Here is a 22,308-nt window from a genome sequence, read left to right as displayed (position 1 = left end):
ACGGCCTTCATGACCTTCAGATTGATGCCGATCAGGTCGTCGCGGCTCATGCCCGGCTTGCGCGGCACGCCGGCGGTGACGATGCAGACGTCGGCGCCSGCGATGTCGGCGTAGTCGTTGGCGCCCTTSAGCGAGACRTCCGAACCGATGACCGCGGTGGCCTCGGCGATGTCCAGCGCCTTGCCCTGGGGGGTGCCCTCGGCGATGTCGAACAGGATGACGTCGCCCAGCGCCTCGCGCGCGGCCACATGGGCCAGGGTGCCGCCGATCATGCCGGCGCCGATAAGGGCGATCTTCGCGCGAGCCATGCAGGTCTCCTTGGCCTATCGCGCGTTCGCGCTACTTGAGGCCGTATTGTCAGGTGGTTGGGAAAGCGTTGGCGGCGGTCTAGACCCGCGCGCTTTCGCCTGCAACCGTGACGCCGCGTCACCGGAGCGCCCATGGCCCGCCCGCCTGAAACCCGTCCTGAATTCGTCGCCGCCGAGTCGGTGCCGGCGGACCTGATCACCGTCGTCGACGAGACCACGGTCCGCGCCGAGGTCGAGGCCTGGCGCGCGAAGATGCTGAAGCGGCCGGGGCTGTGGGACCGGGCGACGCGCGGGACGCAGGAACGGATCAACCGGATCATTCCCGAGCGGGTCCACGCCGTCGTCACCGCGGGCGTCGAGGCGATGACCAGGGGGATATTGTTCGGCTCGGACCTGGTGAAGGCGCGGCCCATGGCGGACGGATCGCTGGCGGCGCGCGAGCGGCGGGCGCGGGCGATGATCCGGGCCTATCGCAACACGGCCGGCGTCGAGGGCGGCGTGGCCGGCGCCGGCGGCTTCGTGCTGGCGGCGGCGGACTTTCCGGCCCTCATGGCGATCAAGGTGCGGATGCTGGGCGACGTGGTGGGCGCATACGGCTGGGGCGGCGATACGGTGCGCGAGCGGCTGTTCGTGCTGCACATCTTCCACCTCGCCTTCGCCAGCGCCAAACGGCGGCCGGAGGCCCTGGCCGAGCTGGAGGCGTGGATCGCCGGGGTCGACCAGCCGCAGGCGGTCGCGGACTACGACTGGCGCAGGTTCCAGATCGAGTATCGCGACCATATCGACCTGGCCAAGATGGCGCAGCTGATCCCTGTCGTCGGCGCGCCGATCGGGGCGGTGGTCAACTGGCGGCTGGTCGACCGTCTGGGCGAGACGGCGATGATGGCCTGCCGGATGCGGTGGATGGCGGAGGTGGGCTAGGCAGGCAGGACCGGAATCAACTCCTCGATCGAGCCATCGCCCTGACGCTGGAAATAGCTTTCCATGGGCTGGCGAAGGACCACGCCGTCCTCAAACCGGCCTTGCACGATGAAGGTGCACCTCGCGTCTCCGTCGTCCGCGACGCATTCGACGTCGGTCACGGAGACGATAGCGGCCGTCTGACCTTGGCGCTGGCTCAGGAAGGCGAATTGCGCGTCGTAGTCGCTCCAGTTCGAGGTCACATAGGCGACGACCTCTCTGTCGGACGGGATGGGCGATACGACCGCAGACGTCGTGGAGCAGCCGGCCAGGGCCAGAACAAAAAGGGCGGCGGGGAAAAGACGATAAAGTGTCATCAAGCAAGGCTAGCCGAGTGGGCGCCGGCTGTCGCGGGAGAGTTGATCCGCGCAGCGATGAGGCTTGAGCCTCTCTCCCGAGTATAACTTCCGCTATTTCTGACGACAAAGTTTATCGATTTTCCTTCGGCCAAGCTCAGGCATAGGCTTCCTCCCAATCGCGCCCAGACGCAGGAGGACACCATGGACGGACACGCCGGCGGCCCCACGCCCCTGAACGACCCGAAGAAGGAGCCTGCGGCGCTGAGATCGCTGCTGGGCCGGACCAATCGCGACTGGTGGCCGAACCAGATCGCCGTCGACATCCTGCACCAGCAGGGCCGGACCGGCGACCCGATGGGCGACGGCTTCAACTATGCGAAGGCCTTCAAGGCGCTGGACTACGCCGCGGTCAAACGCGACCTGACCGCCCTGATGACGGACAGCCAGCCGTGGTGGCCGGCGGACTACGGCCACTACGGCCCGTTCTTCATCCGCATGGCCTGGCACTCGGCCGGCACCTATCGGACCGGCGACGGGCGCGGCGGCGCGGGTTCCGGACAGCAGCGGTTCGCGCCGCTGAACAGCTGGCCGGACAACGGCAATCTCGACAAGGCGCGGCGGCTGCTGTGGCCGATCAAGCAGAAATACGGGGCCAGCCTGTCGTGGGCCGATCTGATGATCCTGGCCGGCAATGTCGCCATCGAGTCGATGGGCGGGCCGGTGTTCGGCTTCGGCGGCGGGCGGGCCGACGTGTGGGAGCCCGAGAAGGACGTCTACTGGGGCACCGAGGAGCACTGGGTCGGCGAGGAGGGCAATGAGACCCGCATCCAGCCTGAGAAGCAGATGGCGCTGGAGAGCCCGCTGGCGGCGATCCAGATGGGGCTGATCTATGTGAACCCCGAGGGCCCCGGCGGCGTGCCGGACGCCCTGCAGTCGGCCCGCGACATCCGCGAGACCTTCGCCCGCATGGGCATGAACGACGAGGAAACGGCAGCCCTGACGGCGGGCGGCCACACCTTCGGCAAGGCCCACGGCGCCGGCGACGCCAAGAAGGTCGGCGTCAGCCCGGAAGGGGCGGACATCGCCCAGCAGGGTCTGGGCTGGATCTCCGGCCACGAGAGCGGCATGGGCGACCACACCATCACCTCGGGCATCGAGGGCGCCTGGACGCCCACGCCGACCACCTGGGACATGGACTATTTCAACATGCTGCTGGACCACGACTACGAGCTGACCCGCAGCCCGGCCGGCGCGAAGCAGTGGCACCCTGTGGGCGATCCGCCCGAGACCCTGGCCCCCGCCGCCCATACGCCGGGCAAGAGGGTCCCGACGATGATGACCACCGCCGACATGGCGATGAAATTCGACCCCGAGTACCGCAAGGTGATGGAGAAATTCCGCGCCGACCCGGCCTATTTCGCCGACGCCTTCGCCCGCGCCTGGTTCAAGCTGTGCCACCGCGACATGGGGCCGAAGATCCGCTACCTCGGGCCGGAGGTTCCCGCCGAGGATCTGATCTGGCAGGACCCGATTCCGGCGCATCAGGGCTCGCGGATCGGCGACGCCGACATCCGCGCGCTGAAGGACCGGATCGCGGCCTCGGGCCTGTCCGTGGCCGAGCTGGTGACGACGGCCTGGGCGGCGGCCGTGACCTATCGCGGCTCGGACCATCGCGGCGGGGCCAACGGCGGGCGCCTGCGGCTGGAGCCGCAGCGCAGCTGGGACGTCAACGAACCGGCGAAGCTGGCGCCGGTGCTGAGGGTCTATGAGGAGGTCCGGTCGAGCTCGGGCCTGAACGTCTCGATCGCCGACCTGATCGTGCTGGGCGGTTCCGTCGGGATCGAACAGGCGGCCCGTGCCGGGGGCTGCCCGATCGAGGTTCCCTTCACCCCGGGCCGGACCGACGCCAGCCAGGAACAGACCGACGTCGAGGGCTTCGCGGTGCTGGAGCCGAAGGCCGACGGTTTCCGCAACTATCTGCAGGTGCGGTTCAACGTGCCGACCGAGGAGCTGCTGGTCGACCGGGCGCAGTTGCTGGGCCTGACGGCGCCGGAGATGACGGTGCTGGTCGGCGGCCTGCGGGTGCTGGGCGCCAACCACGGCGCGTCCAAGCATGGCGTGTTCACCGACCGGCCGGGGCAGCTGACCAACGACTTCTTCGTCAATCTGCTGGACATGCGGACGGCCTGGAAACAGGTCGACGACAGCGGCGACGAGACGTTCATCGGCTCGGACCGGATCAGCGGGGAACAGCGGTGGACGGCGACGCGCACCGATCTGGTGTTCGGCTCGAACTCGCAGTTGCGGGCGCTGTCGGAAGTCTACGCCTCGGCCGATGCGGGCGAGAAATTCGTCCGCGACTTCGTGGCGGCGTGGACCAAGGTGATGAACGCCGACCGGTTCGACATCACCCTGAACGAGGAGTTCGGCGCGGCGGCCGTCTAGCTTCCTCCTCTCCTGGCGTGCGGGCTGGAAGGTTCATCACGAAGGGCGCGAAGGGGTCACCAAGGACATGAAGGGACCGGAGACGTATCCGGATCGGAATTCTTCCGCGGTTACGCTCGCGGCGTTCGCCGCCTTGATTCAGCGAGGCCTTGCCTCGATCCGGAGCCTCTCACCGCCGAAACGACGAGTCCGGGTCTGTCGCCATCAAAGGACCCCTTGTGCCCTTCGTGACCCCTTCGCGCCCTTTGTGTTGAACCCTCTCTCGCCAGAGGAGGAGCAACCGAATGTCAGTCATATAAGGCTGCCTGATTGCCTTTGGATAAAGCGATAGAGCACGCCTATATGTCGGCCATGCTTCCCACGCTCCGACAGCTTCAGTATCTCAAGCTCCTGGCCGAACACGCCTCGTTCAGCCGCGCGGCCGAGGCCGCCCATGTCAGCCAGCCGGCCCTGTCGGCCGGCGTGCAGGAGCTGGAGAAGATACTCGGCGCGCCGGTGGTGGAGCGTACGCGGGGCAACGTCCAGCTGACGGCCGTCGGGGCCGAGGCCGTGCGCCGGGCCGAGGACGTGCTGGCCCGCACCGAGGATCTGGTCGAGGCGGCCAAGAATGCGGGCAAGCCGCTGTCCGGTCGGTTCCGACTGGGCGTCATTCCGACGGTCGCCCCCTTCCTGCTGCCGACCAAGCTGCCGGGGATCAAGCGGACCTGGCCCGCCCTGCGGCTGTTCATCCGCGAGGACCTGACGCCGCGCCTGATCGCCGGACTGAAGGCCGGGCAACTGGACGCGGCGGTGATCGCCCTGCCCTACAGCTCAAGCGGCGTGGACCACGCGCGTATCGGCGACGATGAAATCCTGGCCGCCGCGCCGGTCGGTCACGCCCTGGCGGGGACCGGTCCGATCCCGGCGGGGTCGCTGAAGGCCGAGGACCTGATCCTGCTGGAGGATGGTCACTGCCTGCGCGACCAGGCGCTGGCGGCCTTCCATATCGACCCGCCCAAGGGCGACGATGTCTTCGCCGCGACCTCGCTGCATACGCTGGTGCAGATGGTGTCGGCCGGGCTGGGCGTCAGCTTCCTGCCCGAGATGGCGGTGCGGGCCGGCCTCGCCGACATGCCCGGGGTGGTGGTCCGTCCCATCGCCGCCAAGGCGCCGCGCCGCGAGATCGTCGTGGCCTGGCGCACGGGCTCGAGCCGCGCGGCGGAGGCCCGATTGCTGGCCGAGGCGCTGACGCTGGACTGATCGCTCCACCTGTTCCCCTTGTCCCGGCTCCCGCCGGGATGAGCGGGGTGAAAGAGGCAGGGGGCTCATTACGACATCGTAAGGTGCGTCCGGACTCCCCCCTGATAGGGTCCGGCGGCCCGCATGCGACGGGCGTTCGGAGCCCGCGTCCATGAAGTCCCGCCTGATCCTGACTGCCGCCGTTTCGGCCTTGCTGCTCGGTCTTCCGGCCGCCGCCCCGGCTGTCGCCCAGACCGCTGCGACAACCGCCGTCGCCGTGCCGCCGCTGGGCTTCGTCGAACGCACCCTGCCGAACGGGCTCAAGGTCTACACCGCGCGCGATGCATCGACGGCGAACGTCACGGTGCAGGTCTGGTACAAGGTCGGATCCAAGGACGATCCCGCCGGACGCTCGGGCTTCGCCCACCTGTTCGAACACCTGATGTTCAAGGCGACGAAGAATTTCCCCGACGAGACCTTCGACCGGCTGACCGAGGACGTCGGCGGCAACAACAACGCCTTCACCTCGGACGATGTGACGGCCTATCACGAGACCATTCCGGCCAATCACCTGCAGCGCCTGCTGTTCGCCGAGGCCGACCGGATGAGCTCGCTGGTGGTCGGCGAGGACGTGTTCCGCTCGGAGCGCGCCGTGGTGCAGGAGGAATACCGGCAGGGCATTCTGGCCAGCCCCTACGGCCGGCTGTTCGGGGTGTTCGAGCCGGCCACCGTCTATCAGGAAAGCCCCTATCGCCGGACGACCATCGGCTCGATCGAGGATCTGGACGCGGCGACGCTGGAGGACGTGCGGCGGTTCCACGCCACCTACTACCGGCCCCAGGCGCAGCTGGACGCCTGGATCGACCGGTATTTCGCGCCCATCGCCAATCCCGAACGCCCGCTGCCCGCCAACAATGTGGTCGAGCCCGAGCCGGCGGGGCCGCGCGACGTGACCTTTTACGCGCCCAATGTGCCCCTGCCCGCGGTCATGCTGGCCTGGCCGACGGTGAAATACGCCGATCCGGACCGCGCGGCCCTGACGGTGCTGGACGGCATCCTGTCGACCGGCGAAAGCTCGCGCCTGTACCGGTCGCTGGTCTATGAGCAGGAGATCGCCGCCCAGATCGGCTCCTCGCCCGACATGAAACAGCAGGCCGGGCATCTCACGGCCTACGCCATCATGGCCGACGGCCACACCGCCGATGAAGGCGTCGCCGCCCTGAACGCCGAGATCGCCCGCTTCCGCGACGAGCCGGTCACCGAGGCCGAACTGGCCGAGGCCAGGAACGAGCTGGTCGCCGACGCCCTGCGCAGCCGCGAGACCATCGACGACCGCGCAAACGTGCTGGGCTCGGCCCTGATCGGGACCAATGGCGACGCCTCGGTCGCCGACCGCGAGATCGCCGACATCCAGGCCGTGACCGCGGCCGACGTGCAGCGCGTGGCGCGGCGCTATCTGACGCCGCAGCGCGCGTCGACGATCCGCTATCTCGCCGCAGACGAGGCCCATCCGGTGACGGAACAGAACACCGCCGTCGACGCGCCGGTGCGCGTCGCCGACCTGGCGCCCGTCGGCGAGATCTTCGCCCTGCTGCCCGAGGCCGAGCGCGCGGCCATGCCGGAGCCCGGCGCCGCGGTGTCGCCCTCGACGCCGGCGATCGCGGACTTCCGTCTCGACAACGGCCTGCGCGTGCTGGTGGCGCCCAAGAGCGGCCTGCCGCTGGTCTCGGCCCGCCTCAGCTTCGACGCCGGCTCGGCCGACGAGGCCGCGGGCAAGGCCGGGGCGGCCAGCCTGACGGCCAATCTGCTGACGCAAGGGACCGCCACGCGTTCGGCCCCGCAGATCGCGACAGAGATCGAGCAGCTGGGCGCCAGCGTCGGGGCCGGAGCCGGTCCGGACTTCACCAATGTCTTCGCCAACGCCCCGGCCAACGTCTTCCCGCAGGCCGTCGCCCTGATGGCCGATCTGGTGCGAAACCCGGCCTTCGCGGAAGAGGAACTGGACCGTCAGCGGACCCAGACCCTGGACGGGCTGAAGGTGGCGCTGAGCACGCCCGGCCAGGTGCTGAGCCAGGCCGTCGGCCGGGTCGTCTACGGCAATGCGCCCTATGGCGCGCCGGGGGTCGGCACGGTGACCTCCCTGCCCGCGATCACGCGTGACGACATCGTCGCCTTCCATGCAGCCCGGTACCGCCCGGAGGCCGCGACCCTGGTGTTCTCGGGCGACATCACCCCGGACCAGGCCCGCGCCCTGGCGCAGTCGGCGTTCGGCGACTGGGCTCCGGCCGGTTCAGGCGCGGCGGCGGTCGCTTCGCCGGCCGGTCAGACCGTGGCGCCGCGCGTCATCGTCATCGACCAGCCCGGCGCGGGACAGGCGGCGGTGGCCGTGGCCATGCGCAGCGTGCCGCGCGCCACGCCCGACTATTTCCCCCTGACCCTGGGCAACACCCTGCTGGGCGGCAGCTTCACCTCGCGGCTCAATCAGGAGATCCGCATCAAGCGCGGCCTCAGCTACGGCACGCGGTCGTCGCTGGGCGTCCGGCGCGATGCCGGGGCCTTCGTCGCCTCGGCCCAGACGCGCAACGACGCCGCGCCCGAGGTCGTCGACCTGATCCTGGCCGAGGTCGCCCGACTGGGCTCGACCGCCCCGACCGAGCAGGAGATGACCACCCGCCGCGCCATCCTGACCGGCGCCTTCAGCGACTCGCTGGAGACGGTGGACGGGCTGGGCGGGCTGGTCGCCAGTCTGGCGCTGTACGACCTGCCGATGAGCGATCTGGCCGCCTATGTGAACAATGTCGAGGGCGTCGACGCCGCCGACGTCCAGGCCGCCTTCGCCCGCAATATCCCGGTCGACCGGTCCAGCGTGGTCGTGGTCGGCGACGCGTCGAAATTCCTGGACGCCCTGCGGGTGAAGCATCCGAACGTCGAGGTCATACCGCTGTCGGCGCTCAATCTGGATAGCGCGGCGCTGCGGTAGGGGCGAGCTTTCAGGTCAGGCCGACAGACACACCACCTGCGCCACCCGCAGTTCGCGGCGCAGGTCGTCGGCGACGAGGCCGTAGTTGTCGATGGTGACGGTACGGCCCCTCAGCGGCTCGTCCGCCTTCTGCACGCCGCGGATGGCGGGGCCGAAGGTGTCGGGCGACGTGGTGTAGATCCGGCCGCGGCGCGGGCTTTCGGCAATGGTGACGCCGATGGCGCGGCCCTGACGGTCGAGCACGGGCGCGCCCGAGAGACCCGCCAGCGTGCCGCCCAGGCCGTCGGTGCGACCGACCTCGGCCCAGGCCAGGATGGGCTCGTCGCGCTGGCCGCGGCCGCGCACCCTCAGCGTCTCGCGGCCCAGAAGCCGGGAGGTGACCTCGCCCGCGCGCGCCTGCGGATAGCCGGGGTGGAAGGCGCGCTGGCCGGCGCGCAGGCCCTGCAGACTGGAAACGGGCACGGCGTCGGCGCCGCCCTGGGTGATCAGGACGGCGATGTCCGCGCGCGGCGCCAGCCGCACGTCGGCGGCGACGGCGCGTCCGCCGCCGACCAGGATGGCGGGCCGGCGGCAGCCCTCGACGACGTGGCGGGCCGTGACCCAGCGGCCGTCGCGCGAGACCGAGAAGGCCGTGCCCGAGGCGGGCTGGAACGGGATGTCCGGCGCGTTGACGGTGACGGCGGGATCGAACGGCGTCACCGGCCCCAGCAGGGCGCCCTCGATCTCGTCCGGCGCCGGCGGGGCGGGCGGGGCGTCGGCGTTCTCGCGCCGGTTCAGCGACAGGATCAGCAGGCCGCCCAGAACCGCCGAATAGATCAGCCAGTCGGGGGGACGGGGGAAGGCCATGGCGTCAGCCCGTCAGAGCCGCCGCCAGGATCAGGGCGGTCGACAGCTTGGCCCCGACCAGCAGGACGGCGGCGGCGACCTCGCCCTCGCGGATGCGCTGGGGCAGGCCGGTCAGGATCATGTCGACGAGACGGAACGACAGCAGCTGGATGACCACGGTGGCGACGCCCCACAGGGCGATGTCCTTGACCGAGGTGGAGACGCTGAGGCTGACCGCGAGCGGGATGGCCAGGCCGACCAGCACGCCGGAGAAGGCCACGGCCGCCGCGGCGTTGCCCTGACGGATCAGGGTGATCTCCTTCCACGGCGTGAGCAGGGCGTAGAGGATCGCGCCGCCGACCATCAGGGCCAGGGTCAGGCCCAGGTGCGCCATGGTGGTGGGGAAGCCGGTCGCGAAGGCCTGGACCTCGGCGCTTTCGAGCACGGTGGAGAGGGACGACGGGTCCATGTTGATCCGGGGGTCAGACGATCCCTGACGATTGCCCGGTTTTGGCCCCAATCCGCAAGCGCGGCGGCGCCACACCCGGTCACGAATCTTGTCGCGATGTAACCGGAGGTTAGGCGGCCTCGACCGCGCCTTCGATGGTCGCCTGTCCGGCCTTGCGCAGGGTGGAGGCGCGGACCTTCTCGCTCTCGGACTTGAGCTGGCCGCAGGCGGCGAGGATGTCGCGGCCGCGGGGGGTGCGGATCGGGCTGGCGTAACCGGCCTTGTTGAGAATGGCCGCGAACCGCTCGATCGTCTTCCAGTCCGAGCATTCGTAGTCCGTGCCGGGCCACGGGTTGAACGGGATCAGATTGACCTTGGCCGGAATGCCCTCGATCAGCTTCAGCAGGGCGCGGGCCTCGTCGGGGCTGTCGTTGACGCCCTTGAGCATCACGTATTCGAAGGTCACCCGTCGGGCGTTGGAAATCCCCGGATAGGCGCGGATGCCGGCCATCAGCTGGGCCAGGTCGTATTTCTTGTTCAGCGGCACCAGCACGTCGCGCAGGGCGTCGTTGGTGGCGTGCAGGCTGATCGCCAGCATGGCCTGGGTGCGGGTCCCGAGCGCGTCGAGCTGCGGCACGACGCCCGAGGTCGAGACGGTGATGCGGCGGCGCGACAGGGCGATGCCCTCATTGTCCGAGATGATGTCGATGGCGTCGGCGACGTGNACCTGGACCTGGGCCACGATCTCGGCGGCGGTCAGGTTGCGGACCAGCTTCTGGGTGCCCGTGTGGCAGAAGGTGCAGTTCAGGGTGCAGCCGACCTGGGACGAGACGCACAACGCGCCCGCACGGCCCACATCCGGGATGTAGACGGTCTCGATCTCGATGCCCGGGGCGGTGCGGATCAGCCATTTGCGGGTGCCGTCGTTCGACACCTGGCGCTCGACGATCTCCGGGCGGGCGAGGGTGAAGGCGGCGGCCAGCTTCCCTTGCGTGTCCTTGGCGATGTTGCTCATCGCGGCGAAGTCGGTGACGCCGTAGTGGTGAATCCAGCCCCAGACCTGACTGGCGCGCATCTTCGCCTTTTCCGGCGGGCAGATGTCGGCGTCGATCAGGGCCTGGCGCAGGCCCGCGCGCGTCAGACCGGAGAGGTTGACGGGCGCCGCCGGAGCGACGGCGGGCGTGCGGGAAAGGTCGAGCGTCAGGCTCAAGGGGGTCGGTCCTGCAGGAGGGAAGGCGGGGCTTATACCACAGATCGGGAAGGATTTAAGGCAGGCGGCGGCGCTACGGGTTTTGCCGGCCTTCCGTGAGGCTTTTCAGAAACGCCGCCACAACCCTCTCCGTCATCCTCGGGCTTGACCCGAGGATCGGGCGCCAGGCCGCACAATGATGGGTAGAGATCGAGCCAGCCAGGATTTCGATGCTCTATCAGCTGCATCTTCCACCCACGGTTCCAGCGCTTCAGCGCCTTCTCGCGACGGATAGCGGCTGTGATCAGTTCGAACGGCTGATACCAGACCAGCATGTTGCAGCCGTGGCGTTTGCTGAACCCGTCGATGGCGCCGTCCCGATGCTGGGCGCCTCGAGTGTAGAGGTTGCTGGTGACGCCAATGTACAGCACGCCGAACGGCCGACTGGCCTCGATATAGGTGGCTATGAACGGGCGGCGCTCGCTGTCCATCGACCGATCTGAGGAATGTCCGGCCCTCGGGTCAAGCCCGAGGGTGACGGACCTGTCAGGGTCTCAATCCGCCCCGTCCTCGATCACGTCGATGCGGTCGTCGTCGAGGCCGAAATGGTGGCCGATCTCGTGGATCAGGACGTGGGCGATGATCTCGGACAGGCCGACGTCGCCGCGCTCGCACCATTCGTCGAGGATCGGGCGGCGGTAGAGGAAGATGCGGCTGGCCTCTGCGGCCGGGCCCATCTGGTCGCGCAGGCCGATGTCGACGCCGTGATAGAGGCCGGTCAGTTCGAACGGGTCCTCCATCTCCATCATCGCCAGGGTCTCGTCGTCGGCGAAGTCGTCGACGCGGATGACCACCTCGCCCGCCAGCGACCGGAACGGTTCAGGCAGGGCGGCGAACGCCTCGCGCGCCAACCGGGCGAAGTCGTCGAGCGAGGGGGCGGATTGGTCGGTCCAGTCGGTCATGGGGATCAGGGATCAGGGATTAGGGACCAGGGATGAGGTTTGAAAGCACACTGGGGCGCGGTTGAGCACGATCTCGGCCATTTCCCGAACCCTAATCCCTAATCCCTAGTCCCTCGTCCCTCTTGAGGTATGGTTACCGAATCAGGGCGGGAGCTGAACGAATACGATGGCCGAGGCCGACATCGCCTATGTCGCGACCGCGGGCGCCGCGGGGCTGGCCCTGGCGCTCAGCGCCTGGGCGGCGCGGCTGCGCGGCCGGCTGGCGATCCGCCACCGCCGGGCCGAGTCCGAGCTCGCCCGCGCGCGCGCCGATCTGGCGGATTGCGACGGCGCCCTGGCGGCCTTCGAGGATGTGCGGCTGGCGCTGGCCCCCGACGGGCGGACGCGGCGGCTGGGTGCGGCGGCGGCCTGGGAGGCGGTGGTCCGCGATCTGGCGGCCGACGGCGAGGAGCCGGGCGATCCCGCCCTGGTCGTGCTGGACGCCGTGCGCGAGGGCGTGGGCCCGCGGCTCGACGCCCTGATCGACCAGGGCGAGGCGTTCGACGCGGTGCTGGAAGGCGCGACCGGGGCCTGGGCGGTCGAGGGCCGGTCCTCGGCCGGCGCGGCCTGGCTGAAAGTCTCACGACTGGGACTGGTGGGCACGGCGACCGAGAGCGGGCTGGGCCTGCTGGCCGATTCCTATCCGGCCCCGACTTGGATCACCGACGCGGCCGGGCGGCTGGCCTGGGCCAACAAGGCCTGGCTGACCGAGATGAAGGCCGACAGCGTCGAGACCGCGCGCGAAAAGGGACTGAGCTTCGACCGTGGGGCCGACGCCATCGTCGCCGAGGCGGGGCGCACCCGCCAGCATCAGGACGGCTTCCGCTGGACCACGGGCGGCGGGCGGCGCCGGGCCTGGCGCATCGTGGCCGAGCCGGTTCAGGGCGGGGCCGGAGCCGTGCTGGCCTTCGCGCTGGACATGACCGAGGCGGAAGAGACGCGCGACACCCTGCGCCGCCACGTCGAGGCGCATGACGAGACGCTGAACCACCTCGCGGACGCCGTCGCCATCTTCGGTCCGTCCAAGCGGCTGGCCTTCCACAACACCGCCTTCCAGACCCTGTTCAACATCGACCCGGCCTGGCTGGACGAACGGCCGACCCACGCCGAGCTGCTGGACAAGCTGCGCCAGCGCCGGCTGCTGCCCGAGGTCATCGACTACGCCGGCTGGAAGGCCAACGAGCTGGACTTCTATGGCGCGTCGGAAGCCGCGCCGGACGACAGCTGGTCCCTGCCCGACGGACGCACCCTGCGGGTCGTGCGCCAGCCGCATCCTTTGGGCGGCGTGCTGCTGCTGTTCTCCGACATCACCGACGAACTGAAGCTGCGCAGCCGGTTCAATGCCCAGATCCAGGTCCAGACGGCGACGCTGGACAAGCTGAACGACGCCGTCGCCGTGTTCGGCTCGGACGGGCGCATCCGGCTGCACAACGAGGCGTTCGACACCTTCTGGGGCGTCAGCGGTGATGCGATCGACGCGGCCGCCGACTTCGACGCCGTGGCCGCCCTGTGCCAGTCGACCATGCCCGATCCGGCCCTGTGGCTGGGGTTGAAGGCGCGGGTCGCCGACCCCGATCCCGAAAGCCGGGTGCCGATCGCGGGCGAGGGACGCACCACGGATGGCCGTATCGCGTCCTGGCTGACCCGGCCGCTGCCGGACGGCGCCACGCTGGTGGCCTTCTCGGACGTCACCGCCCGTCGCGGGCTGGAACAGGCGCTGGCGGCCAAGGCCCAGGCGCTGGAGGAGTCGACGGCGCTGAAGCGCGAGTTCGTCGGCAGCGTCTCCTATGAACTGCGCACGCCGCTGACGACCATCGTCGGCTATTCGGAACTGCTGGAGATGCAGGCCGATCTGCCCGAGCGCAGCCGTCAGCACGCGGGGGCCATCCGCGTCGCCGCCAGCCAGCTGGCCGGATCGATCGACGACGTTCTGGACATGGCCCAGATCGACGCGGGCGAGATGGAGCTGACGCTGGGCGACGTCCGGGTCAGCGACCTGCTGGACGACGCGGCGGAGAAGTCGCGGCCCCGGATCGAGGGCCGCGGCGCGACCCTGAGCGTGACCTGCCCGGCGGGCCTGCGGCCGATCCGCGCCGACGCCCAGCGCGTCGGTCAGGCGCTCGAGCATCTGCTGGACAACGCCGCCCGTTCGGTGTCCGAGGGCGGGGCCGTGACCCTGACGGCCGAGGCCACCGCGTCCGAGGTCCGCATCCGCGTCGAGGACAGCGGCCGGGGCATTCCCTACCACCTGCAGGCCCATGTCTTCGATCGCTTCGTGCGGCGCGAGCGGGGCGGGCCCGGGGTCGGACTGGCCCTGGTCAAGGCCCTGGTCGAGCTGCACGGCGGCTGGGCCGAGGTCGAGAGCGAGCCGGGCAAGGGCGCGGCCTTCATCCTGCATCTGCCGCTGGAAGCAGCGGGCGTAGCCGCGCCGCCGGAGTTGCGGCTCGGCTAGATTGGTTTAGAGCGGCGGAGAACGCAGGATTTCGCCCATGGCCAAACGTCTCAAGACCGCCCTGATCTACGACTTCGACGGCACGCTGGCGCGCGGCAACATGCAGGAGGTCAGCTTCATTCCGTCGATCGGGATGACGCCGAAACAGTTCTGGGACAGCGTCTTCCCCCAGACCCAGAAGGCCGATGGCGACGGCATCCTGATGTATATGCAGATGATGCTGCAGGCCGCGCGCGACAACGGCCAGCCGGTGACGAAACAGGCGCTGCGCGACCACGGCCAGGACGTGGCCCTGTTCGAGGGGCTGCGGGACATGAGCTGGTTCGAGCGGATGGACGCCTTCGGCGACCAGTTCGGCCTCGAGATCGAGCACTACATCATCTCGGCCGGCCTGACGGAGATGATCGAGGGCTGCCCGATCGCCAAGGCGTTCAAGCACGTCTACGCCTCGAAATACGTCTATGACGACAACGACGTGGCCATCTGGCCGGCGGTCGGCGTCAACTACACCACCAAGACCCAGTACCTTTTCCGCATCAACAAGGGCGTGTTCAACCACTGGGACGACGAGCGCATCAACCGCTTCATCCCGGACGACGAGCGGCCGATCCCGTTCGAGCGTATGATCTTCCTCGGCGACGGCGACACCGACGTGCCGACCATGAAGATGATGCACACCAAGGGCGGCTTCTCGATCGCGGTCTATGATCCCGAGACCACGCCGCGCGACACCACCAAGATCCACCGTCTGATCTCCGAGGACCGGGTCAATTTCGTCGCCGCCGCCGACTATCGCGAGGGCTCGCCCGTGGACCTGATCGTCAAGGGGCTGATCGGGCGGATCGCGGTCAATGCGGGCCGGATGCCGGCCGACGGCTGAGCCGGCAGATCACGAACCGGTCACGCGGGTTCACCGCCTGTCACGAAGCCGGGAACGCTCCGGACGGTCCGCCGGTTATGGCGGGGACGATCGTGAAACGGCGGCTCATCGCCGGCGATCGCCGGGAGGATCGCAGATGACACCCAGGATCGCCGCCCTCGCCGCCGCGAGCGCCTTCGCCCTGTCCGCCTGTTCGGGCCAGGACAACGCCCCGAGGGCCGACGCCGCCGCCGATGTCGCCGCCGACACGGCCGCCGAGGCTCCGGCGGCGGAGACGCCGGAGCCGCTCGACGGAAGCGCCACGGTTCCGGCCTCGCCCCCGCCGTCGGATGGAACGACCCCGCCGGGACAGACGCCGCCCACCCTGCCGACCGAACCGTCCACAACCTCGCCGGCCACCAGCCCGCCGCCCCGATAGGCCGCGTCAGCGCGAATTTCGGGCCAGCGCGCGCTGCTCTTCGATCGGTTGCGTCACACGGGTTCACGAATGCGTGAGAATTTCGCTTGCGCTTCCGCTCACGATCCCGTTATCTCCGGCATTGCGAGGATTCATGACCTCGCGTGACCTTCTGAAGGAAGAAAACCATGCGCATCACCGCTCTGATCGCCGCTTCGGCCGCCGCTCTGGCCCTGGCTGCTTGCCAACCCGCCGCCGAAGACAAGNACGGACGCCGCTGCTGCTCCGGCCGCCGACGCCGCCATGGCCCCGGCTGCCCCGGCTGCTGAAGAAAAAGCCGCTCACTAAGAGCGACATCGACACGGCCTCCGGGCCTCGTTGAACGAAAGGGTCGCCCTCACGGGCGGCCCTTTTTTCTTGCGCGGGAACCGTAGCGGGAACATCGGTCGCCCGACGGGATTTCACCTGTGCAACAAGCTTGGCGGTCGGCGTCCTGATGGTCGGGACCCGCCGCCGGCAGCCACAAGGATTCTCTCATGCGCACCGCCGCCCTGATCGTCGCCGCCGCCGCGGCCTTCACCCTGTCCGCCTGCAACAAGCCCGCCGAAGATACGACCGAGGCGTCGACCGAAGCCGCCGAAGCCTCGGGTGCAGCCGCGGACACCGCCATGACCGCCGAAGGCTCGGCCGCCGAGGCCGCCTCCGCCGCGAACGCCGGTGGTTCGGGTTCGGGTTCGGGTTCGCGTTCGGGCGCGAGCACGGGTGGCCAGACCATGGCTCCGGCTTCGGGTTCGACCGTGTCGGACGGCGCCATGGCCCCGGCCGCCCAGCCCCCGGCCGGCGCCGGCACCACGGTCACCGAGACCGAACGCCGGCTGAACCCGCCGCAGAACAACCAGCCCGCCCAGTAAGGCCGGGACGACGAAGAGGGCCGTCCCCGTCCGGATTTCCGGGCCGGGGCGGCCCTTTTTTCTTGCGCGGCGGGCGCACCCGTATAGGCCGTCGCCATGGCCGACGACCGCTCGCCCCGCCTGATCTGGACCGAAGACGGCGCCCTCCGGTCCGGCCGGTTCGACGACGTCTATTTCTCGCAACAGGACGGACTGGCCGAGACGCGGGCGGTCTTTCTGACCGGCTGCGGCCTGCCGGAGGCGTGGAGCGGGCGCCGGCGGTTCACGGTGGCGGAACTGGGGTTCGGGACGGGGCTGAACATCGCCGCCCTGCTGGACCTGTGGCGCCGAGAGGGGCCGCCGGACGGGCGGCTGCATGTGTTTTCGGTCGAGGGCTTTCCGCTGGGGCGGGAAGAGGCGGCCCGGGCCCTGTCGGCCTGGCCCGAACTGGCCGGGGCGTCGGAGGCCCTGCTGGCGGCCTGGCCCGCGCCGACGCCGGGCTTTCACCGGCTCGACCTGCCGGGGTTCAACGCCGTCGTGGATCTGGCGATCGGCGACGTGGCGTGGGCGCTGGAGCAATGGGCGGGCCGGGCCGACGCCTGGTTCCTGGACGGGTTCGCGCCCTCGACCAATCCCGGCATGTGGTCCGATGCGGTGATGGACGGGATCGCGGCCCGATCGGCGCCGGGCGCGCGCGCCGCGACCTTCACCGTGGCGGGCTCGGTGCGGCGCGGCCTGGCCGGGCGCGGCTTCGCGGTCGCCAAACGGCCCGGACACGGGCGCAAGCGCGAACGGCTGGAGGCCTGGCTGCCCGGGGCGGCGAACGAGGCGGCGGCCGGCCCGTCCGTGGCCGTCGTCGGCGCCGGGATCGCCGGCGCGTCGATGGCGCGGGCCTTCGCCGCGCTGGGCGTCCGGCCCGTGGTGTATGAAGCGGACCGGCCCGGCGCGGGGGCGTCGGGCTTTCCGGCGGCCCTCGTCACCCCGCGGCTGGACGCCGGCGACGCCGGCATCGCGGCCCTGTTCGCCCAGGCGCTGGATCGGGCGCGCGCCCTTTACGCCGCCGCGCCGGGCGCCGTTCTGGACCGGGGCGTCCTGCAGCTGGAACAGCAAGCCCGGGATGCGGGGCGTTTCGGCAAGGTCGCGGAACAGCCGGTCTGGCCGGAGGGCGGCATGGCGGTGCTCGACGCGGCGGCGTGCTCGGCTCGCCTCGGAGAGCCCGTCGACGGCGGCCTGCTGATGGGCGAGGCGCTGGCGCTACAGCCCGCGCCGGTGCTGGCGCAATGGTTGACGCAAGCCGACCGGGCCACGGCCGAGGTGGCGGGAGTGGAGCCCCATGATGGAGGCTGGCGGCTGATCGCCGGCGACGGCGAAATCATCGCCGAAGCCGACATCGTCGTGGTCGCCGCCGGCTGGGGCGTCGCCGGCCTCTGGCCCGAAGCGCCGCTGTCGCCGGTGCGCGGCCAGGCCGACTGGGTCGAGGGCGTGGTCGCGCCGCCGGTCGCCTGGGGCGGTTATGCGGTCCCGACCGGCGAGGGCCTGCTGTTCGGGGCCACCCATGACCGGGGCGAGGTCGGAAAGGAGATCCGCCGCGCCGACAGCGAACGCAATCTGGCCGTGCTGGCCGCCCGGCTGCCGGGGCTGGCGGCGCGGGTAGAGGCGGCGGGGCCGGGACAGGCGCGCGCCGCCGTCCGCGCGACGACGCCCGACCGCCTGCCGCTGGCGGGGCCGGTTTCCGGTCGCCCGGGCCTGTTCGTTCTCGGCGGCCTTGGTTCGCGCGGCTTCTGCGCCGCGCCCCTGCTGGCCGAGCATGTCGCGGCCCTCGCCCTCGGCGCGCCGTCGCCCCTGCCGGCCGATCTGGCGGCGCGGGTCGACCCGGCGCGATGGCGGAAGACCGGGAGCCTTGCGCACCTGGTCGACAAGGCAGAAGGTTGACGGGCTGACCCTTCACAACCGGAGATCGCCATGCGTGCCGCCTTCACCGCCAGCGCCGTCGCCGTCGCCCTCGCAGCCTGCGCGCCCGTCGATCCCGGCGTGGGGCGGGCGGGCATGGCAGACGCCGGCGATCCGCCCCGGGCCCGCCAGTGCTTCAGCGTCGGCCAGGTCAACAACTACACCAAGGGCCGGCCGGACCAGGTCTTTCTGCGTGTGGGCCGCGACGCGGTCTATGAGCTGAACGCTGCGGGCGGCTGCCAGGATCTGGACTTCGCCCAGCAGGTGGCGCTGATCCCCGACGGCGGCATGGCCGGGTCGCGGCTGTGCACTGACGACTGGGCCAGGGTGGTCGTGGCCGGTTCGACCTCGCCTTCGACCGTCTGCCGCGTCCGCATCAGCCGCCAGTTGACCGCGGCGGAGGTGGCCGCCCTGCCGCCGCGCCACCGGCCCTAGGGTTCAGGGTTTCTGGGCGTAGCCCAGCCGCTGGTTCAGCTTTTCGATCAGGTCGATGGCCGTGTCGGCGATGACCGAGCCGGGCGGATAGACGGCGGCCGCGCCCATGTCGATCAGGGTCTGGACGTCCGACGGCGGGATGACCCCGCCGACCACGATCATGATGTCGGGACGGCCCAGCTTCTCCAGTTCGGCCTTCAGTTCGGGCACGAGCGTCAGGTGGCCGGCGGCCAATGACGAGGCGCCGACGGCGTGGACGTTGCGCGCCACCGCCTCCTTCGCCGCTTCGGACGGAGTCTGGAACAGCGAGCCGGCGACAGCCTCGAGCCCCAGGTCGCCATAGGCGGTGGCGATGACCTTCTGGCCGCGGTCGTGGCCGTCCTGGCCGAGCTTGGCGATCAGGATGCGCGGCGGGCCGCCGTCGTTCTCGACAAAGGCGGCGACCATGTCGCGGGCGCGGCTGATCTTCGGATCGGCGCCGGCTTCCCTGGCGTAGACGCCGGAGACGGTCTTCACGGTGGCGACGTGGCGGCCGAAGGCGGCCTCCAGCGCGTCGGAGATTTCGCCGACGGTGGCGCAGGCGCGGGCGGCCTGGACCGACAGCTCCAGCAGGTTGGCGGTCCCGCGCGCGCCCTCGGTCAGGGCGTCCAGCGCGGCCCGGGTCCTGGCCTCGTCGCGTTCGGCGCGAAGGCGTTTCAGCTTGTCGATCTGGGCCGTGAGGACGGCGGCGTTGTCGACCTTCAGCATGGGGATGTCGTCGACCGCGTCGGACAGATAGCGGTTCACGCCGACGACGGTCTGCTGGCCGGTGTCGATGCGGGCCTGGGTGCGGGCCGAGGCCTCCTCGATCCGCATCTTGGGCACGCCGGCCTCGATGGCTTTCGCCATGCCGCCCAAGGCCTCGACCTCGGCCATCAGGACGCGGGCCCTGTTCGCCAGTTCGTGGGTCAGGCGTTCGACGTAGAAGCTGCCGCCCCACGGGTCGATGACCGTCGTCAGGCCGGTCTCCATCTGCAGCAGCAGCTGGGTGTTGCGCGCGATCCGGGCCGAGAAGTCGGTCGGCAGGGCCAGCGCCTCGTCCAGCGCATTGGTGTGCAGGCTCTGGGTCTGGCCGCCGGCCGCGGCCATGGCCTCGACCATGGTGCGGGGCACGTTGTTGAACACGTCCTGCGCCGCCAGCGACCAGCCCGAGGTCTGGCAGTGGGCGCGCAGGGACAGCGACTTAGGATCCTTCGCGCCGAATTGCGAGACCGCTTCGGCCCACAGCAGGCGGCCGGCGCGCAGCTTGGCCACCTCCATGAAATAGTTCATGCCGATGGCCCAGAAGAAGCTCAGGCGCGGCGCGAACCGGTCCACGTCCATGCCCGCCGCGACCCCGGCCTTCAGATATTCGACCCCGTCGGCGAGGGTATAGGCCAGCTCCAGATCGGCCGAGGCCCCGGCCTCCTGCATGTGATAGCCGCTGATCGAGATGGAGTTGAATTTCGGGGTCTCGGCCGCGGTCCAGGCGAAGATGTCCGACACGATCCGCATCGAGGGCCCGGGCGGATAGATGTAGGTGTTGCGGACCATGAACTCCTTGAGGATGTCGTTCTGGATGGTCCCGGTCAGGGCCGCGTGCGGCACGCCCTGCTCCTCGGCGGCGACGACATAGAGGGCCAGGATCGGCAGGACGGCGCCGTTCATGGTCATCGACACGCTCATCTTGTCGAGCGGGATGCCGTCGAACAGGGTCCGCATGTCGTAGATGCTGTCGATGGCCACCCCGGCCATGCCGACATCGCCCTTCACCCGCGGGTGGTCGGAATCGTAGCCCCTGTGTGTGGCCAGATCGAAGGCGATCGACAGCCCCTTCTGACCGGCCGCGAGGTTGCGACGGTAGAAGGCGTTGGAGGCCTCGGCGGTCGAGAAGCCGGCGTACTGGCGGATGGTCCAGGGGTTGCCGGCGTACATGGTCGGATACGGACCGCGCACATAGGGGGCGATGCCCGGCAGGCCGTGGATGAAGTCGAGGCCCTCGACGGCGTCGGGGCCGTAGGCGGTTTCGACGGTCAGGCCTTCGGGCGTGTTCCACGCATCGCGGGTCGGGCCGGCGCCGGTGGGGTCGAGGTCGAGCGGGATTTTGGTGAAGTCGGGCGCGCTCATCGGCCGGCCTCCCAGGTTTCAGTCTCGAACGGGGCGGCGAACCGGATCGGGATCAGCGGATCGCAGGCGTCGCCGCCGGTCAAGCGGGCCGGCCGCGGCTCGGCCTCGAACGGCGCGGGGCGGGGCTCGGGATCGACGAATTTGGTCACGCCGACCAGATGCGCTGCGCCGCTCGCCAGCGCCGCCTCGCGCTCGGCCCGTGCGGCGGCGACGCGGTCCTGAATGTCGCCGGTGCGCAGGGCGACGATCAGGCCGCCCTCGCCCTCGATGCGCTGGAATTCGGCCCAGCCGGCCTCGGCCAGGTCGCGGGTGCGGGCGTCGAGGAACCACGAACCCGCCGCCGGATCGTCGACCCGGCCCAGATGGGCCTCCTCCATCAGCACGGCCTGGGTGTTGCGCGCCTGACGGCGGGCGAAGGCGTCGGAGCGGCCGTTGGCGCGCGACAGGCCGTCCAGCACCACGGCGTCCGCCCCGCCGATCGCCCCGGCGAAGCCGGCCGCCGTCAGCCGCAGCAGATTGGGCCAGGGGTCGCGGGCCGACAGCATGCGGCGCGACGAGCGGGCCTCGATGATCGCGGGCGTTTCGGCGCCGAACGCCTTGCCGATGGAGCGCCAGATCAGACGCAGGGCGCGGACCTTGGCGAGGCCGTCGAAATACTCCTGGTCGACCGAGACGGCGAGCACCGTCCCTTTCAGCGCCCGTTCCTCGGTCATTCCGGCGGCGACGGCCGCGCGGATCAGGGCGACGGCGTTGGCGGCGGCGAAGCCCAGTTCCTGGGCGATCGAGCCGCCGGCCTCATGCACGACCCGGCCGCCGGCGAGGAAGAAGCTGGCCTCGGGATAGGCGCCGGCGTGACGCGCCGCCGTATTGGCCGCCAGCGTCAGATGCTCCTCGATCGTGCGGGGGGCGGCGCCCGTTTCGGCGAAGGCCGACAGCGGGTCCATGTGGAACATCAGTTTCGCGCGCGGCGAGCCCTTGGCCGCAACGGCCAGGGCGTTGGCCGCCTCGGGGCCGTCGAGGCCGGCGTCCAGTCCGACCGCGGCCAACTCCAGCGCCACGCCGTCCAGCGCCCGCGACAGGGGCTCGGAGTCCGACAGGATTGCGCCCTTGAGCAGGATGGAGGCCGCGCCGCCTTCGAGGTCGGCAAGGGCCGCCGCATTGACTTCCGCCGCACCGTCGCCCTCGATCAGGGTCCGCACGTCCCAGGCCCGCCCATCCGCGTCCGAGGGCCGGGGCGCCGAAATCGCCGTGATCCCGCTCACGCCCGCATACAGGGGCCGCACCGCCAGACCGTCGGCGTCCAGATGCACCAGGCTTTCCAGCGGCCGGTCCTTCAGCGCCTTTTCGGCCAGGACGCGCCAGTCTGCGGGAGAGGGGGTCGGAAACAGGTCGGACATCCGCCTCCAATGCATCGCGGACGCGCGCCGGTCCAGACCCCGGCCAGGCCCGTCCGTCACCCGTCATGTTGCGGTTCCGCCGGCGGCTT

The 22,308-nt window shown here is 70.5% G+C and carries 17 protein-coding genes and 3 pseudogenes; 10 read left to right on the top strand and 10 right to left on the bottom strand.

All coding sequences use genetic code 11. The annotated features are described in order from the left end of the window. Positions 1 to 308 (bottom strand): annotated as a pseudogene (locus ASD25_RS06940) (malate dehydrogenase); the annotation flags it as partial. Positions 309 to 440: 132 nt separating this feature from the next. Here ASD25_RS06940 and ASD25_RS06935 point away from each other — a divergent pair. After that, entirely contained in the window at positions 441 to 1,229 is a 789-nt protein-coding gene (locus ASD25_RS06935) for an EcsC family protein (RefSeq protein ID WP_082559990.1), read from the top strand. On the opposite strand, the gene ASD25_RS06930 is transcribed toward ASD25_RS06935, so the two are convergent. Beyond that, a complete protein-coding gene (locus tag ASD25_RS06930) occupies positions 1,226 to 1,585 on the bottom strand; it encodes a hypothetical protein (RefSeq protein WP_055826820.1) in 360 nt (119 codons plus the stop codon). The two genes, ASD25_RS06935 and ASD25_RS06930, sit on opposite strands and share 4 nt — an antisense overlap. Before the next feature lie 183 nt (positions 1,586 to 1,768). Here ASD25_RS06930 and katG point away from each other — a divergent pair, with 183 nt between their 5' ends. From katG to ASD25_RS06915, 3 genes are all read left to right on the top strand, one after another. Further along, a complete protein-coding gene (katG, locus tag ASD25_RS06925; RefSeq protein WP_055826823.1) occupies positions 1,769 to 4,012 on the top strand; it encodes a catalase/peroxidase HPI in 2,244 nt (747 codons plus the stop codon). A gap of 351 nt (positions 4,013 to 4,363) precedes the next feature. Continuing rightward, positions 4,364 to 5,251, top strand: coding sequence for a hydrogen peroxide-inducible genes activator (locus ASD25_RS06920; RefSeq protein WP_055829584.1), 888 nt, complete (start codon positions 4,364 to 4,366; stop codon positions 5,249 to 5,251). 151 nt (positions 5,252 to 5,402) lie between these two features. Further along, positions 5,403 to 8,210 carry a pitrilysin family protein gene (locus tag ASD25_RS06915; protein ID WP_056615628.1) on the top strand — a complete coding sequence of 936 codons (2,808 nt, stop codon included), beginning with the start codon at positions 5,403 to 5,405 and terminating at the stop codon, positions 8,208 to 8,210. A gap of 15 nt (positions 8,211 to 8,225) precedes the next feature. On the opposite strand, the gene ASD25_RS06910 is transcribed toward ASD25_RS06915, so the two are convergent. From ASD25_RS06910 to ASD25_RS06895, 6 genes and pseudogenes are all read right to left on the bottom strand, one after another. Then, positions 8,226 to 9,056 carry a serine protease gene (locus ASD25_RS06910; protein WP_055826829.1) on the bottom strand — a complete coding sequence of 277 codons (831 nt, stop codon included), beginning with the start codon at positions 9,054 to 9,056 and terminating at the stop codon, positions 8,226 to 8,228. A gap of 4 nt (positions 9,057 to 9,060) precedes the next feature. Further along, positions 9,061 to 9,504: a DUF350 domain-containing protein gene (locus ASD25_RS06905; protein WP_055826832.1), complete on the bottom strand. Its 444-nt coding sequence runs from the start codon at positions 9,502 to 9,504 to the stop codon at positions 9,061 to 9,063. Positions 9,505 to 9,613: 109 nt separating this feature from the next. Continuing rightward, positions 9,614 to 10,207 (bottom strand): annotated as a pseudogene (locus tag ASD25_RS31745) (23S rRNA (adenine(2503)-C(2))-methyltransferase RlmN); the annotation flags it as partial. A 1-nt stretch (position 10,208) separates the two neighbouring features. After that, positions 10,209 to 10,693 (bottom strand): annotated as a pseudogene (locus tag ASD25_RS31740) (23S rRNA (adenine(2503)-C(2))-methyltransferase RlmN); the annotation flags it as partial. Between the two features lie 32 nt (positions 10,694 to 10,725). After that, positions 10,726 to 11,163, bottom strand: coding sequence for a GIY-YIG nuclease family protein (locus ASD25_RS29225; RefSeq protein WP_082559991.1), 438 nt, complete (start codon positions 11,161 to 11,163; stop codon positions 10,726 to 10,728). A 63-nt stretch (positions 11,164 to 11,226) separates the two neighbouring features. Next, positions 11,227 to 11,634, bottom strand: a complete 408-nt coding sequence (locus ASD25_RS06895) for a metallopeptidase family protein (protein ID WP_055826838.1) — start codon at positions 11,632 to 11,634, stop codon at positions 11,227 to 11,229. A gap of 166 nt (positions 11,635 to 11,800) precedes the next feature. Here ASD25_RS06895 and ASD25_RS06890 point away from each other — a divergent pair, with 166 nt between their 5' ends. The 6 genes from ASD25_RS06890 (at position 11,801) to ASD25_RS06865 (ending at position 18,677) form a co-directional block, all read left to right on the top strand. Continuing rightward, complete coding sequence (locus ASD25_RS06890) at positions 11,801 to 14,125, top strand: PAS domain-containing sensor histidine kinase (RefSeq protein ID WP_055826842.1); 2,325 nt, start codon at positions 11,801 to 11,803, stop codon at positions 14,123 to 14,125. A 37-nt stretch (positions 14,126 to 14,162) separates the two neighbouring features. Beyond that, positions 14,163 to 15,005, top strand: a complete 843-nt coding sequence (locus tag ASD25_RS06885; RefSeq protein ID WP_055826845.1) for an HAD family hydrolase — start codon at positions 14,163 to 14,165, stop codon at positions 15,003 to 15,005. 136 nt (positions 15,006 to 15,141) lie between these two features. Continuing rightward, on the top strand, positions 15,142 to 15,423 hold the full coding sequence (locus ASD25_RS32800) for a hypothetical protein (protein WP_055826847.1): 282 nt from the start codon (positions 15,142 to 15,144) through the stop codon (positions 15,421 to 15,423). Positions 15,424 to 15,938: 515 nt separating this feature from the next. Then, complete coding sequence (locus ASD25_RS06875; protein ID WP_055826853.1) at positions 15,939 to 16,313, top strand: hypothetical protein; 375 nt, start codon at positions 15,939 to 15,941, stop codon at positions 16,311 to 16,313. Positions 16,314 to 16,409: 96 nt separating this feature from the next. Further along, positions 16,410 to 18,224 carry a tRNA (5-methylaminomethyl-2-thiouridine)(34)-methyltransferase MnmD gene (gene mnmD / locus ASD25_RS06870; RefSeq protein WP_055826856.1) on the top strand — a complete coding sequence of 605 codons (1,815 nt, stop codon included), beginning with the start codon at positions 16,410 to 16,412 and terminating at the stop codon, positions 18,222 to 18,224. A 30-nt stretch (positions 18,225 to 18,254) separates the two neighbouring features. After that, positions 18,255 to 18,677, top strand: a complete 423-nt coding sequence (locus tag ASD25_RS06865) for a DUF6491 family protein (RefSeq protein ID WP_055826860.1) — start codon at positions 18,255 to 18,257, stop codon at positions 18,675 to 18,677. Positions 18,678 to 18,680: 3 nt separating this feature from the next. On the opposite strand, the gene scpA is transcribed toward ASD25_RS06865, so the two are convergent. Both scpA and ASD25_RS06855 read right to left on the bottom strand, forming a co-directional pair. Then, positions 18,681 to 20,822: a methylmalonyl-CoA mutase gene (gene scpA, locus ASD25_RS06860; RefSeq protein ID WP_055826863.1), complete on the bottom strand. Its 2,142-nt coding sequence runs from the start codon at positions 20,820 to 20,822 to the stop codon at positions 18,681 to 18,683. Further along, positions 20,819 to 22,219 carry a methylmalonyl-CoA mutase family protein gene (locus ASD25_RS06855; RefSeq protein ID WP_055826866.1) on the bottom strand — a complete coding sequence of 467 codons (1,401 nt, stop codon included), beginning with the start codon at positions 22,217 to 22,219 and terminating at the stop codon, positions 20,819 to 20,821. The genes scpA and ASD25_RS06855 overlap by 4 nt, the downstream gene beginning before the upstream one ends. Positions 22,220 to 22,308 lie beyond the last annotated feature (89 nt).

Source organism: Brevundimonas sp. Root1423 (assembly GCF_001426805.1).
Note: the sequence above shows the minus strand (reverse complement) of the source record. Positions and strands in the feature narration are given on the sequence as shown.

What these genes read in the sequence shown, in the direction of transcription:
- ASD25_RS06885 (WP_055826845.1), top strand. Translation starts at nt 14,163, where the DNA reads ATGGCCAAACGTCTCAAGACCGCCCTGATCTACGACTTCGACGGCACG.
- ASD25_RS06915 (WP_056615628.1), top strand. Translation starts at nt 5,403, where the DNA reads ATGAAGTCCCGCCTGATCCTGACTGCCGCCGTTTCGGCCTTGCTGCTC.
- ASD25_RS32800 (WP_055826847.1), top strand. Translation starts at nt 15,142, where the DNA reads ATGACACCCAGGATCGCCGCCCTCGCCGCCGCGAGCGCCTTCGCCCTG.
- ASD25_RS06890 (WP_055826842.1), top strand. Translation starts at nt 11,801, where the DNA reads ATGGCCGAGGCCGACATCGCCTATGTCGCGACCGCGGGCGCCGCGGGG.
- mnmD (WP_055826856.1), top strand. Translation starts at nt 16,410, where the DNA reads ATGGCCGACGACCGCTCGCCCCGCCTGATCTGGACCGAAGACGGCGCC.
- ASD25_RS06910 (WP_055826829.1), bottom strand. Translation starts at nt 9,056, where the DNA reads ATGGCCTTCCCCCGTCCCCCCGACTGGCTGATCTATTCGGCGGTTCTG.
- ASD25_RS06865 (WP_055826860.1), top strand. Translation starts at nt 18,255, where the DNA reads ATGCGTGCCGCCTTCACCGCCAGCGCCGTCGCCGTCGCCCTCGCAGCC.
- ASD25_RS06855 (WP_055826866.1), bottom strand. Translation starts at nt 22,219, where the DNA reads ATGTCCGACCTGTTTCCGACCCCCTCTCCCGCAGACTGGCGCGTCCTG.
- ASD25_RS06905 (WP_055826832.1), bottom strand. Translation starts at nt 9,504, where the DNA reads ATGGACCCGTCGTCCCTCTCCACCGTGCTCGAAAGCGCCGAGGTCCAG.
- ASD25_RS06895 (WP_055826838.1), bottom strand. Translation starts at nt 11,634, where the DNA reads ATGACCGACTGGACCGACCAATCCGCCCCCTCGCTCGACGACTTCGCC.
- ASD25_RS06920 (WP_055829584.1), top strand. Translation starts at nt 4,364, where the DNA reads ATGCTTCCCACGCTCCGACAGCTTCAGTATCTCAAGCTCCTGGCCGAA.
- katG (WP_055826823.1), top strand. Translation starts at nt 1,769, where the DNA reads ATGGACGGACACGCCGGCGGCCCCACGCCCCTGAACGACCCGAAGAAG.
- ASD25_RS06935 (WP_082559990.1), top strand. Translation starts at nt 441, where the DNA reads ATGGCCCGCCCGCCTGAAACCCGTCCTGAATTCGTCGCCGCCGAGTCG.
- ASD25_RS06930 (WP_055826820.1), bottom strand. Translation starts at nt 1,585, where the DNA reads ATGACACTTTATCGTCTTTTCCCCGCCGCCCTTTTTGTTCTGGCCCTG.
- ASD25_RS29225 (WP_082559991.1), bottom strand. Translation starts at nt 11,163, where the DNA reads ATGGACAGCGAGCGCCGCCCGTTCATAGCCACCTATATCGAGGCCAGT.
- scpA (WP_055826863.1), bottom strand. Translation starts at nt 20,822, where the DNA reads ATGAGCGCGCCCGACTTCACCAAAATCCCGCTCGACCTCGACCCCACC.
- ASD25_RS06875 (WP_055826853.1), top strand. Translation starts at nt 15,939, where the DNA reads ATGCGCACCGCCGCCCTGATCGTCGCCGCCGCCGCGGCCTTCACCCTG.